Source organism: Chryseobacterium oleae, assembly GCF_900115055.1.
Lineage (GTDB): Bacteria > Bacteroidota > Bacteroidia > Flavobacteriales > Weeksellaceae > Chryseobacterium > Chryseobacterium oleae.
In genome coordinates this window covers 1144617-1160797 of the sequence record NZ_FOVD01000001.1, presented here as the reverse complement: position 1 = coordinate 1160797, position 16181 = coordinate 1144617, and the positions used below count along the sequence as shown (strand labels likewise).

Genomic DNA, 16181 nt, shown 5'->3' with positions numbered 1-16181 from the left:
TGAATGGTCAATTTTGCTTCGCAAGTGAAATGTGAATACACTCCAACTCCGAGACGTGCATCAAAAAACTTATAATTTATAACTCACAACTCATAACTTTCCAAACCCGTATCCCGTAACCTCTTCCTATTTCACAATAACCCTCTTCATATGTCCTTCCGAAGTTTTCACAAGATAAACACCCGCAGAAAGTTTTGAAGTATCTATGGTTAAAGCATTTTTCTCTTTTCCAAGCATTTTTCCTGACATATCATACAGTTCATAATCCTGCGCTCTGTTGAAGTACAGCGCATTTCCTTTCGTGACAGGATTAGGGAATACATTGAAGGTTGCTTTCTCAGTTTTTACTTCACCGGTTCCTAATGTTGGAGTAGAAGCTACTTCATACATGGATAAAGTTCCGCTGATCTCGTTGGCAACAATGACATAGGCTTTTCCGTTTGTTGTATTTCCCGGAGCGATGTATGTAATTCCTTCAGGACCGTTGTCACCACCATAAGCTGAGGTAGAACGTGAATGTTTATAGTCCGTAAACGTAGGATTGTTAGGATCTGTAATATTATAAACCATTACCCCTCCGGTTCTTTCGAGAGTGATGAACGCGTAAGTTTGTCCATTGATCGTCGCTAAAGCAACTCCTTCCGGTTCAGGACCTTTCGCACGGCTTCTGTTTTTGGCACCGTTGGCTTCATTGTCTGCATTAAAGATCAGGGGATGTTTGGCTGCGATATACCTTTCAAAACGGTCACCGCTGTCGTAAACCAATTGTTTGGTATCAGCATTAAAAATAGAGAATGAACGTGCTCCCAAAGCAGCAATTTCTTCAAAATCTGTATCCGCATCGGTATTTCCTGTTGCACTGGACACTCTTAATCTGCCTAAATTATGAGATGCTTTTAAAACGGATGCCTGAGGGAATAGAACAGTATCTAAAGTATAGGTATTCGCTCCCACAGTAGTTCTTTCGCTGTATCCTGAAAGATCTTTTTCATCACCTTCATTAGCCGTTACGATATAATTGGTGTTTCCTATTTTGTAATTCTGAACGGCATCCGGAATATAGTAGGCTTTCACAGGCCAGTTTGCGATCAGTATTTCACCATTGTTATCCGAAGCATCAAAACCATTACCCGCAAGACTCATATCTTTTTTGCCCAATCCCCAGATTCCGGAAATTGTTTTTGTGGCTAAATTGATTTCAGCCACAGCATTGTTTTCCTGAAGTGTTACCCAGGCTTTCTGACTGTCTGAGCTTATCGTCACATATTCAGGTTCAAGATCCTGTGAAAGCGTATTGTTGGTTCTTACTTTTCTCAATCCTGTGGCCACTAAAGCAGCGGTCTGAGAATCAAAAATGTTAAAATTAAGAGTCGTGACATTGCTCTGTGTCAGATTTCCAATACCACCTGAAATATCAATAATGCTGATGGTTCCCTCAGGATCTACAGTATAAGCATCATTGGGTTCCCCTTCATTGGCGGTGATCACTTTTGTTCCGTCCGGAGTGAACGCGACCATATCAGGGAGTGCTCCCACAGTCACCTGTTTCAGGAAGTTTCCGTTAATATCAAAAAAGACTACTGAGCCATTTTGCTGTGGATCAGCATTGGGGGAAGCTGTTGCAATGATCCCGTTTTTAACAGCGATACTTGTAATCCCGCCGTAAGGAGCCATATTCACTGTTTTAACCACAGAAAGAGCATTCGGACTGGTAAAATCAATGATATCAAAAACATCCGTGATCGAGCTGATGGTAAATAATTTCTGACTGGCCGGATCATGAACTACAATTTCCGTAGAACTGTTGTTGTTTCCGGAAGGATCAAAACTTCCGACATAGTTTAGCTGAATCTGCCCCGAAGGAACCGGTGCAGGTTTGTCATTATCCACAATATAAACAGTAGTCGTATTATCTCCGGAAATCGTCGTTCCGGTAGGGTTTTCAAGGCTTACCACAAAATATTCTGCCTGCTGCTCTTCCAATGTATCATCGATAATCGGAATATTGACCGTATAACTTGTTGTAGAAGGAGTAATATTGATGGTTTGATTGGCCAATGTAAAATCATTGCTGTCGGCAGTACTGAACGGTGCCGGTTTTACCACAAGATTAACCGTAGCAGCTGAAGGATTGGTAACATTGATCTTGAAAGCCAGGCTTCCTGCATTTTCATTTACTTTAATGAAGTTTTTATCCAGAGAAACGGTTGTCCCGGCTGTTGTAAAGGTGGTTGATGTCACTGCTGTAACCCCATTATCACTTAAATCTTCAACCGTATTGGGCTTAAGAGCCAGATAATACATCTGTCCGGGAATAAGGGCAGCCGTAGGAATTACTGTGATTTTATTATTGCTGAAAGTGGTTGTGAAGGGAACTGAAGTACCTGAAGCATTTCCTACACGGAAGTCTACAAGGTTTTGTGCATTAGAATCGGTGATCGCGGAATTGTCTGTAAGCCTTACATTTTCATTAAAAGAAATCGTTGGATTTACAGTAGTGGAAGCATTATTTGTGTTTTGAGCGGGAAGATAAGTGGTTGTAGGAGGGGTTGTGTCGGCACCTCCGGATGCTGTGGCGTCCATGGTGAAATTATCAAAACGGTTATTACCTCCCGTTCCGCCTCCTGTAGCAGAGAATTCTACCTTTAATTTAAAATTCGGGTTATTGGAAACACCGGAAACTGCGGAAAAATCAAAAGTGACAAGCTGAGGATTGGCATCCTGTGGATTGATGGTCTGATAAGGAACAAAAGTACTTCCATCCGTTGAATAGGACCATGATTGAGTTCCTGCACCCTGTCCGGATCGTCTTGTTGTAAATTTCACAACAGCATTCTGATATCCTGTCGTAGGAAGATTGAACTGTAAACTTCCACCAATGGGATTGTTGAATCGTAAATGGGTTCCGGAAGGATCGCCGTTTCTTGTATTTAAATTATCAATACTGAAATTTTGTCCGGTCCCGCCTGCAAAATCTATTTCGCTGGTTCCTCCGGCTATGGCAGAAAGAGATCCGCTTACCAAAGTGGAAGAGGGAGTTGTAATAGATACTGCAGATGTATTGTTGTTAAAATTCCAGTAATGGATCAGTGTCTGTCCGAAGAGCCCGCCCTGAAGGAAGAATGCGGCAATGACAGATCCTTTTAATAGATAGTTGTTGGTCATTTTTTACTTGCATTAGATTTATGCAAAAATGAACTTTATACCGCGCAAGTATTTTAATGGAATTTTAATAAATGTTTAACAAACAGGTAACGGTTGCTGTTGAAACGGAATATAAAACAGCAAAAACCCTCCTTTTGTTAACTTACTTGCTGACTTTGCTCCCTGTAATATTCATCGTTTTATTCACAGATGCTTTTTCATCCAGCGGATGTTTCTGCATATAAAAATAGCCTGAAACTGCTGTCAGGACTAGAAGAACAAAAATGACCAGAACAATTCTTTTTACCATATCTCTCATATTGCTAAATTTTTAATGTCCCTGATTTCCAAAACTGATGTGGGGTAACCTTTGCGCACGCCATTGATCATTGCTTTGCCCACTTGGTGTAAAGTTAATGATTTTGACGGTAAAAAAACAGGAAAAATCCAAATAATAGGTTTAAAGAACCATTTTACATGTATTTGACCATCAACGGGTTTCATGAATCCCGGACGGAAATTGAATGCATTTCTAAAACCTAATTTTTTCAATGCATTTTCAGTTCTGCCTTTTACCCTTGCCCACATCTGCTTTCCGCTTTCTGTGCTGTCTGTATGCGCTCCTGATACATAATTGAAAACCATGTCCGGATTTTGGTTCAGAACAACCTTTGCAAAATGAACCGTGGTATCATAAGTAATCTTTGTATACTCCTCCTCATTCATTCCCACGCTGCTGATTCCCGCGCAGAAAAAGCAGGCATCATAGCCCTTTAGGTTTTCATCGTTGAGGTCTATGGTCAGGAAATCCGGAACTAAATATTCTTTAAGCTTTGGATGCGTTTTTCCGGAAGGTTTTCTGCTTACGCTTAGTATCTCTGAAACATCAGGATTTTCAAGGCATTCCATTAAAACACCTTCCCCTACCATACCGGTTGCGCCTGTAAGAATTATTTTGATCGGATTCATTTTTTTCTGTTGATATTATGCATGACGTACTAAGATATAGTATTACTTTAAATTTACAATAAAAAATTACATTTCTGAAGAAATTATGAATGAGAAGTATTTACATAAAACAAAAACCGGTCAAAAAAAGACCGGTTTTTAAGATATACTGTGTAAGTAATTTATTTTTTTTCGTGCAGCTGACTGAAAATATTGTGGATCAATCCATCTGCTACGGAAATTTTAGGAACAAAAATCCTGTTGATATCCGACCATGACATTACATTGTTGAAAATTCTCAAAGCATGAACAAGAACGTCCGCTCTGTCTTCTCTAAGGTTATGCTTGGTCATTCTTTCCTCTACAGAAAGCTCATTGAATTCTTTGTACACCTTTTTAAGATGGGCAAGCGTCATCGGTTTTCCGTCTTTGGTTTTGCTCATCGAGAATACCTTATTGATATTTCCTCCTGAACCGATAGCGACGATGGGTCTTTTGCTGACAATATTATCTTTGATCTCATCCTTCATTTCCTGCCAGTTTTCAGGAGTTACCAGATTATTCAGAAGTCTTATGGTTCCGATGTTGAACGATTTTTCGTACACCATTTTTCCGTTTTCATAAAAAGTAAGCTCTGTAGAACCTCCTCCCACGTCAATGTATAAATAGGCGAATTCTTTGTCAAGGCCTTCTGCTACATGGTTTTCATAGATCAGGGTTGCTTCTTCGTCACCGGAGATGATCTCTATATTGATGCCTGAAGTTTCCTTCACCTGTCTGATGATTTCATTGCCGTTTGAGGCGTCACGCATAGCACTGGTGGCACAGGCACGGTAATGCTCCACTTTGTAGATCTTCATAAGGTCGCTGAAAATTTTCATCGAGTCGATGACCATTTTTTCCCTTTCCTCGCCGATCATGCCCATGGTGAACACGTCCATTCCCAGTCTCAGAGGAATTCTTAAAAGATTAAGTTTTATAAATTCAGGTTTTCTGTTGCTGATCTTTACTTCATTGATCAGAAGTCTGGCGGCGTTGCTTCCTATATCTATCGCTGCGATCTTCATTTTTTGCTTGTTTTAGCTTTTAAATATTTGTAGGTTTCTATTTGAGAACGGCATTCCTTTTTATCATTCCTGACATACTCGTTGCTCAATTTTTTGTCTAAAATACGAGCTTTTACGTTATCTCTCAACTGAATGTCCAGAATATCTTTCAATTCCTTCTTCAGTTCCTTGTCTGTGATCTTCGCGGCGGCTTCAATTCTGTAGTCCAGATTTCGCGTCATCCAGTCGGCAGATGAGATGTACATGTCTTCTGCACCTTTATTATAGAAATACATAACCCTGGCGTGTTCCAGGTATTCATCTACGATACTGATCGCTTTTATTTTTTCTTTAAATTCTTTTTGATTCACCGGGCAATAGATTCCTCTTACGATGGTTTTTGTAACCACTCCGGCATAGGCAGCCTCATAGAGCTTTTCTATCAGGGCTCTGTCGCTCATGGAATTGGCCTTGATGATGATCTCTGCTTTTCTTCCTGCTTTGGCTTCTTCAATCTCCTTATCGATATGATGAACAATTTTTTCGCGCATAAACTGTGGACAGATCATCAGATTTTTGCAGGTTTTCAACACCGGAAGGAAATCATCTTTCGGTTTTTTCAGAACATTGAATACCTTATTGATATCTGCCATGATGCCACGGTCAGCGGTCATCAGTAAATGGTCACCGTAGATTCTTGCCGTTTTCTCGTTAAAATTTCCGGTACTTACAAAACCATATTGGAGGGTTTTATTGTGTGACCTTTTTTTAATGATACAAAGCTTGGCGTGTACTTTTTTGTTTGGAAGACCTACAAGAACATTGATTCCCTCTGGCTCAAACATTTCTTTCCACTTCAGATTGGATTCTTCGTCAAATCTTGCCTGAAGTTCCAGCATAACCGTTACTTCTTTACCATTTCTTGCTGCGTAGATCAGAGCATTACTGATCTTTGAGTTGCCGGCAAGACGGTACGCTGTAATTTGGATAGATTTTACATCCGGATCCATCGCTGCTTCACGCAGAAGATCAATCACAGGGTTGTATTTGTGATAAGGGAAGGACAAGAGAACGTCTTTCTTTAAAATAACATCAGTGACTCTTTCACCATGTTCAAAAGCCTGGTGTGTAAAGGAAGATCTCTCTACCGGTCTTTCATAGGTTTCAAATACGTCAGGAAAATCCATAAAGTGTTTGAAATTGTGAATTTTTCCACCCGGAATGATGCTGTCTTTTTTCGTTAAATTTAATTTTCGGATAAGAAGCTCCAGCAGGGCTTTATCCATATCTTTATCAAAAACAAACCGGGTCGGTTTTCCTTTCCTTCTGTTTTTAAGTCCTTTTTCTATTTTTTCTGCGAAGTTGGTCCGGATGTCATTGTCCAGTTCCAGTTCGGCATCTTTAGTTACCTTGAAAGCATTGGCGGCAAATTCGTCATAGCCGAAATAGGAGAAAATATGCGGAAGGTTGAACGTGATAACATCTTCCAGCAGCATGACATTTTTTTCTTCCGGATCCTCCGTTGGCAGCAGGACAAATCTTCCCACAAAACGGGACGGAATTTCTATAATCGCATAATTACTGGAATACTGCCAGTCTTTTTTTCTCATCGCCACACCCAGATAAAGACTTTTATCCCTTAAGTAAGGCATGGGTGTGTTTTCGTGAAGAAGAATAGGGATCACATTGGATTCCACCACTTCGTCAAAATATTCTCTTACGAATTCTTTCTGTTTGGCAGTAAGGTTTTTAGAAGTTTTAATAGAGACTTTAAGGCTAGCCATCTCAGCCTGGATGTGTTTCCAGGTCTTATCGAAATTTTGCTGTTGTCTGATCACGATTTCGTTGATCCTCTGAAGAATCTTTGATGGGGGCTGGTAGAAAGATTCTGCAATCACTTTTTCTTTAAAATCCATTGCCCGCTTTAATCCGGCTACACGTACTCTGAAAAATTCATCTAAATTGTTAGAGAAAATTCCAAGGAAACGTATTCTTAAATGTAAAGGAACATTTTCGTCCATGGCTTCCTGTAAAACCCTTTCATTGAAAGCAAGCCATGTAATATCTCGCGGATTAAAGTGTACTGACATTCTAAAGTGTATATTTTATCAAAAATACTAATTAGTGAAGTTTAATTCATACTTCTAAAGTTAAACTTTGATTAATTTTTAAATATTTCCGATGTTCAAACTGTCTTGAATAGTACAATTTAACATAATCTGAAGGACAATATTATCTTCAGATATTTCTGGTTCTGTCATTTTGTCACAAAATAGGAGATGGTACAGATATTGAGAAATTGAGAATGTAAATTAAAATATAAAAATTAGAAAAAATATAAATATTATGAGTAAAATAATTGGAATTGACTTAGGAACAACCAACTCTTGTGTTGCTGTAATGGAGGGAAAAGACCCTGTTGTTATCCCTAACGCTGAAGGTAAAAGAACGACTCCGTCTATCGTAGCATTTACTGAAGATGGTGAGAGAAAAGTAGGGGATCCTGCAAAAAGACAGGCTGTAACGAATCCAAAGAAAACTGTATACTCTATCAAGAGATTTATCGGTACTCATTTTAAGGAAGATGCTAAAGAAATTTCAAGAGTACCTTATGAAGTAGTAGCAGGACCTAATGATACTGTAAAAGTAAAAATCGACGACAGAGAATATACACCACAAGAAATTTCTGCAATGACACTTCAGAAAATGAAGAAAACTGCTGAAGATTATCTTGGTCAGGAAGTAACAAGAGCAGTAATCACTGTTCCGGCTTATTTCAACGATGCACAGAGACAGGCTACTAAAGAAGCTGGAGAAATTGCAGGTCTTAAAGTAGAAAGAATTATCAACGAGCCTACCGCTGCTGCATTAGCTTACGGTTTGGATAAGAGCCACAAAGATCAGAAGATCGCTGTATATGACCTTGGAGGGGGTACTTTCGATATCTCTATCCTTGATTTAGGAGACGGTGTATTCGAAGTATTGTCTACAAACGGTGATACCCACTTAGGAGGTGATGACTTTGATGATGTGATCATCAACTGGATGGCAGACGAATTCAAAGCTGAAGAAGGGGTAGAATTAAAAACTGACGCTATCGCTCTTCAAAGACTAAAAGAAGCTGCTGAAAAAGCAAAAATCGAGTTGTCTTCTTCTGCACAGACTGAGATCAACTTACCATATATCACGGCTACAGCTACAGGTCCTAAACACTTAGTGAAGACTTTAACTAAAGCTAAATTCGAGCAATTAGCTTCTGATCTTGTAAGAAGATCTATGGAGCCGGTAGCAAAAGCGTTGAAAGATGCAGGTTTATCAACTTCTGATATCGATGAAGTACTATTGGTAGGAGGTTCTACAAGAATCCCGATCATTCAGGAAGAAGTAGAAAAATTCTTCGGTAAAAAACCTTCAAAAGGAGTTAATCCGGATGAGGTAGTTGCTGTTGGAGCTGCTATTCAGGGAGGAGTATTGACAGGAGACGTTACAGATGTATTGCTTCTTGACGTTACACCGCTTTCTCTAGGTATCGAAACAATGGGTTCTGTATTCACTAAATTAATTGATGCGAACACAACGATCCCAACTAAGAAATCGGAAGTATTCTCTACAGCTTCTGACAACCAGCCGGCTGTAAGCATCAGAGTAGGACAGGGAGAAAGAGCCATGTTCAACGATAACAAAGAGATCGGAAGATTTGATCTTTCTGATATTCCACCTGCACCAAGAGGAGTTCCTCAAATTGAAGTAACTTTCGATATTGATGCGAATGGTATCCTGAACGTTTCTGCTAAAGATAAAGGAACAGGAAAAGAGCAAACGATCAAAATCCAGGCTTCTTCAGGCCTTTCTGACGAAGAAATCGAAAGAATGAAGAAAGAAGCTCAGGAAAACTCTGCAGCAGATGCTAAGAAAAAAGAAGAAGTTGAAATCTTCAACAAAGCTGACGGATTGATCTTCCAGACTGAAAAGCAGCTGAAAGAATTCGGTGACAAGCTTTCTGCTGACAAAAAAGCAGCAGTAGAAGCAGCTCACACAGAATTGAAAGCAGCTTTCGAAACTAAAAATGTTGACGATGTAAAAGCTAAAACAGAAGCTTTAGATGCAGCATGGATGGCCGCTTCAGAAGAAATGTATGCAGCTGGACAGCAAGCTCAGGGTGGAGACGCCGGAGCAGGTGCTCAAAACGCCGGAGCTAATGCAGGAGGTGCAGATGATGTACAAGATGCAGACTTCGAAGAAGTAAAATAAATAAGTGTAAGTAACTCTTACCTTTAATATACAACCGCAGTAGACCTAGTTTATTGCGGTTTTTTCTTGTAAATTATATGAGTCATTTAAGATGGATATATATGATGGAATGGAGTGATACTTTGATTATTGTTAAGAAATAGTCATGATAATTTAAGAATGAATAAATTATAATTTAGTTTTAATATGTATCTTTGTTTTTATTTAGAATAATTAAATATTAATATATAAAAATGAATTGATCTCCTGCAAATTGTTATCGTATAATCTCAATCAATTAATCCACGATACGTTTTGCAGCCTTATTAAAACTAAAAAAACTATGGAAAAGCTAAGCAAAAGAATTGCAGCACTGGATTTAATCAAAGGGATGAGTGTCATCGGCATGATCATCATCCACACCTTACTTATTTACGCGAATGTGAAGTCGCAGTCGGAGACGGTTATCGGGAGTTTTATTGTGTTTCTCGGCAGGGGAACTTCTATTTTTCTGATCTGTATGGGGATCACCTTTATGACGTCCAGTCATCAGAGTCTTAAAAGCTCTATAAAACGGGGCGGTTTACTTTTATTTGCTGCTTTTTTCATGAACTTTATGAAGTTTATTGTTCCGGCAGTTTTAGGTTTTGCTCCTGATAATTTTATTCAGAAATACGGATGGCACGGCCCGATAGAGCAACAGTATATGTATCTGGTCATGTTGGGAGATATCTTACAATTGGCAGGGATTTCTTTACTGTTTGTCGGCTTTATCCGCGAATATGTAAAAAATAAATATGGTATTCTGGCAATAGGATTGCTGATCGCGCTGGTATCCAGAGAGGTTAGCGGAACTATTATTGATTATCCGGTGATCAATTATATCACAGATCTTTTTTTCAGCAACGATTATCCTGCTTATATCTATTTTCCGGTATTTCCGTGGATGTCTTTTATTATCATCGGAATGTTTTTTGGAAAATGGTTTCTGGAGCTGAACCATGACAGCAAGAAGTTATTCAGGAATATGCTGTATGTAGGATTGGTGTTCGTTGCTATTGGAGCTCCTTTGGTTTTCGGATTTGATACCTATAACTATAATGGTTTTTATCACATGGGACCCGGAGGTGTTATTTATTTTGCCGGATGGACTTTGATTTTCCTATGGATTATTTTCAGGATCACCGCAAAAATGAAAGATAACAAGTTCACCAGTCTTTTAAAATACTGCAGCAGGAACCTGACCTCAATGTATATGATCCAGTGGATTTTAATTTCCTGGGGTAAAGGAATTTTTGGATACAGACAACACAGCATTGGATCCGTATTACTGTTAATTATACTTTATATGATTCTGACATTTTCAGTTCAGAAATTACTGGATCTCCTAAAAAAGAAAAAACCGGTGATTGTTCTTGAGCAGCCTATTTCAGTGGATGAAACCGTTCTGAAGTAATCATTTAAAGAAAGCAGGGACGGAAAAAAACGGTGATTGTCGTTCTTCAATTGAATTAAATTATTTTCATATCATACAGGTTTGGCTTGTTTTATGTTATATTGATCAAACTAACTTAAAAAAAAGACAATATGAAAAAGAATGTATTGACCTTATTAGCGTTCGGTTTATTTGCAACAGCTGTTCATGCCCAGGAAACGGTAAAACAGGAAGCGAAAAATGTAGGCACTGCCATTGAAAAAGGGGCAAAAGCCACAGAAAAAGGAGTTAAAGATGGCGCTGACTGGGTTGGAGACAAAGCTAAGAAAGGAGCTACAGCTACAAAAAAGGGGGTTAAAAAAAGCACGAAATGGGTAGGTAAAACAGCCACCAAAGGTGCGAAAAGCGTTAAAAAGACCGCTGTAAAAGGTGCAGATGCAGTAGCAGATGGTTATAAAGATGTAAAAGCAGATTTGAAAAAATAATTTTTCAGAAAAATATAATAAACGACTTCAATAATAGAGGTCGTTTTTTTTATGTAAAGTCTCAAAGTATTGATATTAAAAACTTTGTATTGTGGTAGTAGGTATACATTAATTAATCAGATGCTCCCAAACGTATCCTGTTTTCTTTTGGTACTGAACTTTTACCCAACTGCCTTTTTTATTATCTATCGTATCAATTTGTGCTTTACGCTGAATGATTTCTATTTCCGAATGTAGAGGTGCAATGATTAGGACCTTTCCATTTTTGGAAGGGCTCTCTCTAATTGAAGCTCCACTTTTAGCTATTATTTTTGCCCGTACAGATAGGTTGTCCTTCGGCAGATTACTGCCAAAAAAACGAAATGCTACTATCAATAGAACAAACGTAAGACCTGTAATCACCCAGTTCAATATTTTTAAATGAGTTCTGAGTGGTTTTAAACTTTCCCAATCTGCCATTTTACTTTAAGAAAAAATAAATTAAACCAACTAGAAACAGGATGATCATATATTTTTTTGAAATCCTGTTTTTAAGCGCTGTCTTTTCCATCTCCAATGCACAGTCATTGCAAAGGAATCTTGGACCTGTATAGGTAACATCTGTATACCTGGATGACGAGTGGCCGGTGACGACATTTCTACGGTGATAAGCTCCTGAACAACCACAATGATAACAATATGCCATTGAATTTATTTTTATTCAACAAATGATGAGTTAATTTCAAATATACATTTTTCTTCATCAATTAAGGATAAAATGACATGAGATTTATATCTTTTGGAAGTAAGACATTGCAGCATAGGTAAAAGATATCACAGGAAAAATTTCTAACTTCGCACAAGTAAACCTAAAACAAAATTTAAATGAAATTTTTTAAAGTAATCCTTGTTGCCTCTTTATTCCTGTTTCAGCTGAATGCTGCACAGGAAAAGGCTGATATAGAATTGAATAAAGCACTTACAGAAGCTCAAGCTCAGAAGAAAAACGTTCTGTTAGTATTCCATGCTTCATGGTGTGGATGGTGTAAGCTCATGGAGAAAAATATGAACCTTCCTGAAACCAAACCCATTTTTGATAAGAAATTTGTAACCACCTACATCGATGTTCAGGAAAGAGGAGAAAAGAAAAAACTTGAAAATCCCGGCGGACAGGAGCTGATGAACAAGTACAAAGGAGAAAATGCCGGACTTCCTTTCTGGCTGATCCTGAATCCAAAAGGAGAGGTGCTTGCCGATTCTTTCGACAGTAAAGGAGACAATTTAGGATCTCCCGCAACCCCTGATGAAGTGGCCACATTTATGGCTAAGCTGGAAAAAAGCTCAAAAATGAATAAAGAAGAACTTCTGACCATTCAGAAAGTATTTGTGAAAAAAGATAAGTAAAAAGAAACTCCCCGGATGTATTGTGCGGGGAGTTTTTTGTTTAGATGAAAAGATCTGTAATCTGATCATACATCTGTAAAGTATCTTACTAATCGATTACAAGATAATTGTACTTGTCACTTGGTGCGATGCTGTATTCCACATCTTCTGTGTAGATGGGTACCACTTCACACCCGAATCTTCCCCTTGGTACACAAGGTCCGTTCTCACGGGACAGCACCTGATTGGGAATACTCATATTAATATTCATTCCGGCATTTTGAAGAATGATAGGCTCATTGGTGGTGGTGTAGGTCCATGGTCCATTCATTCCGCCATTTTTCCTCCCTACTTTTGATATTTTGTTGATCACAAAGCGGATGCTCGGATGGGCAATCGTGTTGGTCTGGCTCTTACTGGAATAGAAATACAGTTTTAAGTCCACATTTCTGTTACGGCCGCTGGTAACATTTTCTTTCACCAATTTTACATAAACCGGGGGATTTTTAATGTCAAATTTAAAGGTGGTTTTCACTGGGGAATTATCCTTTAAATAAGAATAGGTACAGAAAATTGGAACACCCGGCTGGCTTTTTGAAAATGTTCCCTTAGAAATATGGTTCACAAAAGCTTCATATCCTTTGAAAGACTGTGCCGCGGTAACACCGCTTCCGCCTATCAGATAAAGATTGAAATCTGCTCCGTTCAGGAAGTTTTTTTCCTCCTGAGTCAGATAACTTTCGCCTTTTACAAACAGCTTGCTGAATGATTCATTGATCGTCGTTCTTGCCGTTTCCGCCAGTTCATTGGTTTCAATCGTTAAAACACCCATTCTTCCGTAAGAAATAGAATTCACATACACCGGTTCTACACCGCCGCTGTCAAAATTGTTATCATTAACAAGCGATCCTGCAGGAATATCCATATCCAGTGTGAAAGATGTCTGGTAGAATTTCACATAGAATCCCGTTCTTTTAGCGATCATCCCTTCTTCAATATTCGTAGATGAAGAGTTTTTACCGAATAAAGACCTTGTATTCACATTTGATCCGAAGGCAACTTTCAGTTCATCATAAGAAGTAAACTGCTCCACACTGTAGCTCAGCGTTCCGTTCTGTGTAAAATCAGCAGACTGGATATAATCCTGTACCAACTGTCTTGTTTTGGATAAAGAAGGCTGATCTATAGTGAATGCTGTCTTTTTATTCAAAGCCGGAATAGACATAGAAACGGTAACAGGCTTTACCGAAGCCGTAATGGGCTTAAAATTCATATCCTGTATGGAATTGCCTTTCAGAAGAGATCCCGGGAAAATATACATCTGAAGATGTGGCAGCACGATAGATTCTGAAGATTCAAATTCTTTTGTCTCTGTGAATTCTTCCGCATTGCCCCCTTTAGCAAGCATACTTGTGTTCTTACCGGATAATGCAGATGGATACGTCCCGAATGAAGTCACATTCACCACCTGTTGTGGTGCGCGAACCATTTCCTGAGCTTCTGCAGATCTTTCAAGCTCGTTCGTACAACTTTCTAAGGCAGCTATAGAAATAGCTGCCATTAGGAATATTAATTTTTTCATGTTTATTTATCTACAGTAAACGTAGTGTAGTATACTGAATTGTCACCAGCATGAGCTGCCGTAAAGTTGATTGGAACTCCCGGAGCATTAGCCGTAAACTGGCCTCCGTTCACAATAAAGTTGATAAATCCTGTGTAACCCTGTACCACCTGTACTGCATCAGATCCGATACCTCCCAAAATGTATACTTTCAGGTCAGACTCTTCAAGAATTTTTTTACTCTGAACATCAATGCTGATAGATCCGTTCACCATTTTAGCATTTAAAGCTGCTTTCAAAGCAAATGCGGTTTCGTTATAAGAATAATCAGATTCCAGAGAGATGATTCCCAGTCTTCCGTAAGTAATGGAGTTGATGTAAACCGGATTTTTAGAAGCTGCCAGGTTCAGGTCAGATTCATTTTTGAAGATATTTCCGTTATCAGGAAGATCCATATCGATGGTGAAGTTCTTCTGGGTAAACTTAGCAAAGATTCCTGTATTTCTTTTCACCTTATTGTTGCTTCCGCTGATGTCGATGCTGAAAATACTTCCGATATTAACGTTAGCTCCGAATGCAATCTTAAGTTCACTGTAATAAGAGAACTGCTTGATGTTGTAATCAAAAGCAAGAGACTGCTGACCGCTAAAGTTGGCACTCTGCATCGCTTTGAAGATAGAAGATCTCATGCTTGAAAGGGTTGGTTTTTCAATCGTGTCTACAATAAAATCAGACGGGAATGAATAAGAAACCGTGATCGGCTTTACAGGATAAGAGATCGGGGTATACGAAAGATTGTCCAGCGTAGTAGAATTGTAAACACCTCCGATAAACGTTTTGTTAGGAGAGGTTACTACCATCTGATCACTGTTTAGTGTTACTGTAGTGGTTTTAGAAGCTACTTCTTTTCCGCCTACAGAAACCTCGTCATAATTTAAATACTTGGAAGGTAAGCTTACCACAGGATTAATTCCTTTGGAAGCCCTGGCTCCTTCTACAACAGTTTGCGCTTCCTCATTCATATCCTGACGACAAGAAATTGAAGAAATACCGGTTAAAACCAGTAATGTAATGGGTAAAATGATTCTTTTCATAAATTTAATTTGAGATTCCAAAAGTATTCTTTTTACACGTAGTAGTGAAATATATATTGATTAAATCTTTGTTAACCATTATTAATAAAAGATTAATTATAGTTAACTGATTGGTTTTAATTTACATAGTTCTCTTGTTAGTGATAAAAATCATGTGGTTTTGAATGGAAAATAATAAAAACTCCCCCAACAATTCGTCAGGGGAGGCTGTTTTCAGATCAAATAAATGTATGAAAGGATATTTCTAGGATCTGATTACACATCGTGAAAATTTGTTATAAGTTTTTGTAGTAATAATCCATATTCGCCCAGAGAATATCATCTCCGGTGGCATCCATTGATGATGGGTTGTCGAAAGCACTTTTCCCGAAAATATCCTGATAAGCTGTCATTCCAAAAACAGTTTTCTGGGAAATGGTTAGAGCACTCACATTTTCCCTTGGCATCTTTTTCACGTATCTGAACGATCTCTTAAGCGTAAATGAAGCTTCATTTTTATTAAAAATACCTACCAGGCTCTTTCCGCTGTTTTCATTAATGAATACCGAATCCTTCTCAATATTCACAGCATATTTAATATCCGCCGAATTTCCTGAAATCAGCTGCAGGGAATTATTTTTCAGATCAAGGCTGATTTTTTTCCAGGCCGGTTCCTGATACGTACTCCAGTAGCTGTTCAGATAAGATTCCGAAACATCCGTTTTTTGGCCGGAAGGACCTTTGTACACTGTAATATTCTGTACTGTGTAATTTTTGTACTGAAATTGATACACGTCCTTTTCTACAGGCTTAGGATTTTCAATAATTTGATCATCATTACCGCTGCATGACATTGCAAGCAGGGAAGTAAGAATGATGTAGAATGATTTTTTCATA

At 38.5% G+C, this 16181-nt stretch carries 14 protein-coding genes; 4 read left to right on the top strand and 10 right to left on the bottom strand.

The window, feature by feature from the left end; translation table 11 throughout:
- Positions 1 to 126: 126 nt before the first annotated feature.
- The 5 genes from BM143_RS05185 to ppk1 all read right to left on the bottom strand — a co-directional run bounded on the left by BM143_RS05185 (position 127) and on the right by ppk1 (position 7228).
- A complete protein-coding gene (locus tag BM143_RS05185; protein ID WP_090023539.1) occupies positions 127 to 3165 on the bottom strand; it encodes a choice-of-anchor I family protein in 3039 nt (1012 codons plus the stop codon).
- A 142-nt stretch (positions 3166 to 3307) separates the two neighbouring features.
- Positions 3308 to 3463 (bottom strand): hypothetical protein, encoded by a 156-nt coding sequence (locus BM143_RS23915; RefSeq protein WP_156122708.1) that lies wholly within the window; start codon positions 3461 to 3463, stop codon positions 3308 to 3310.
- Positions 3460 to 4113, bottom strand: coding sequence for an NAD-dependent epimerase/dehydratase family protein (locus BM143_RS05180; protein ID WP_090023538.1), 654 nt, complete (start codon positions 4111 to 4113; stop codon positions 3460 to 3462). Before BM143_RS05180 ends, BM143_RS23915 begins: the two co-directional genes overlap by 4 nt.
- Positions 4114 to 4274: 161 nt before the next feature.
- Positions 4275 to 5159, bottom strand: coding sequence for a Ppx/GppA phosphatase family protein (locus BM143_RS05175; protein WP_047449612.1), 885 nt, complete (start codon positions 5157 to 5159; stop codon positions 4275 to 4277).
- Positions 5156 to 7228 (bottom strand): polyphosphate kinase 1, encoded by a 2073-nt coding sequence (ppk1, locus tag BM143_RS05170; RefSeq protein ID WP_090023537.1) that lies wholly within the window; start codon positions 7226 to 7228, stop codon positions 5156 to 5158. The genes BM143_RS05175 and ppk1 overlap by 4 nt, the downstream gene beginning before the upstream one ends.
- A gap of 256 nt (positions 7229 to 7484) precedes the next feature.
- Between ppk1 and dnaK the strand changes: the two genes are divergently transcribed.
- The 3 genes from dnaK to BM143_RS05155 all read left to right on the top strand — a co-directional run bounded on the left by dnaK (position 7485) and on the right by BM143_RS05155 (position 11288).
- Positions 7485 to 9389 carry a molecular chaperone DnaK gene (gene dnaK, locus BM143_RS05165; RefSeq protein WP_034730421.1) on the top strand — a complete coding sequence of 635 codons (1905 nt, stop codon included), beginning with the start codon at positions 7485 to 7487 and terminating at the stop codon, positions 9387 to 9389.
- A 322-nt stretch (positions 9390 to 9711) separates the two neighbouring features.
- The gene (locus tag BM143_RS05160) at positions 9712 to 10824 is read left to right on the top strand and encodes a heparan-alpha-glucosaminide N-acetyltransferase domain-containing protein (RefSeq protein ID WP_090023536.1); all 1113 of its coding nucleotides are present in this window, start codon (positions 9712 to 9714) and stop codon (positions 10822 to 10824) included.
- 131 nt (positions 10825 to 10955) lie between these two features.
- Positions 10956 to 11288, top strand: a complete 333-nt coding sequence (locus BM143_RS05155) for a hypothetical protein (RefSeq protein ID WP_047449594.1) — start codon at positions 10956 to 10958, stop codon at positions 11286 to 11288.
- Positions 11289 to 11396: 108 nt separating this feature from the next.
- On the opposite strand, the gene BM143_RS05150 is transcribed toward BM143_RS05155, so the two are convergent.
- On the bottom strand, positions 11397 to 11747 hold the full coding sequence (locus tag BM143_RS05150; RefSeq protein ID WP_090023535.1) for an SH3 domain-containing protein: 351 nt from the start codon (positions 11745 to 11747) through the stop codon (positions 11397 to 11399).
- A gap of 1 nt (position 11748) precedes the next feature.
- Positions 11749 to 11973: a hypothetical protein gene (locus tag BM143_RS23715; protein WP_139221992.1), complete on the bottom strand. Its 225-nt coding sequence runs from the start codon at positions 11971 to 11973 to the stop codon at positions 11749 to 11751.
- Positions 11974 to 12152: 179 nt separating this feature from the next.
- On the opposite strand from BM143_RS23715, the gene BM143_RS05145 reads away from it, so the two are divergent.
- On the top strand, positions 12153 to 12671 hold the full coding sequence (locus BM143_RS05145; RefSeq protein WP_090023534.1) for a thioredoxin family protein: 519 nt from the start codon (positions 12153 to 12155) through the stop codon (positions 12669 to 12671).
- Positions 12672 to 12759: 88 nt separating this feature from the next.
- Here the strand turns inward: BM143_RS05145 and BM143_RS05140 are convergent, their stop codons facing one another.
- The 3 genes from BM143_RS05140 to BM143_RS05130 all read right to left on the bottom strand — a co-directional run bounded on the left by BM143_RS05140 (position 12760) and on the right by BM143_RS05130 (position 16180).
- On the bottom strand, positions 12760 to 14232 hold the full coding sequence (locus BM143_RS05140) for a thiol-activated cytolysin family protein (RefSeq protein ID WP_090023533.1): 1473 nt from the start codon (positions 14230 to 14232) through the stop codon (positions 12760 to 12762).
- Positions 14233 to 14234: 2 nt separating this feature from the next.
- Positions 14235 to 15305: a thiol-activated cytolysin family protein gene (locus BM143_RS05135; RefSeq protein ID WP_090023532.1), complete on the bottom strand. Its 1071-nt coding sequence runs from the start codon at positions 15303 to 15305 to the stop codon at positions 14235 to 14237.
- A gap of 275 nt (positions 15306 to 15580) precedes the next feature.
- A complete protein-coding gene (locus tag BM143_RS05130) occupies positions 15581 to 16180 on the bottom strand; it encodes a hypothetical protein (RefSeq protein ID WP_090023531.1) in 600 nt (199 codons plus the stop codon).
- Position 16181 lies beyond the last annotated feature (1 nt).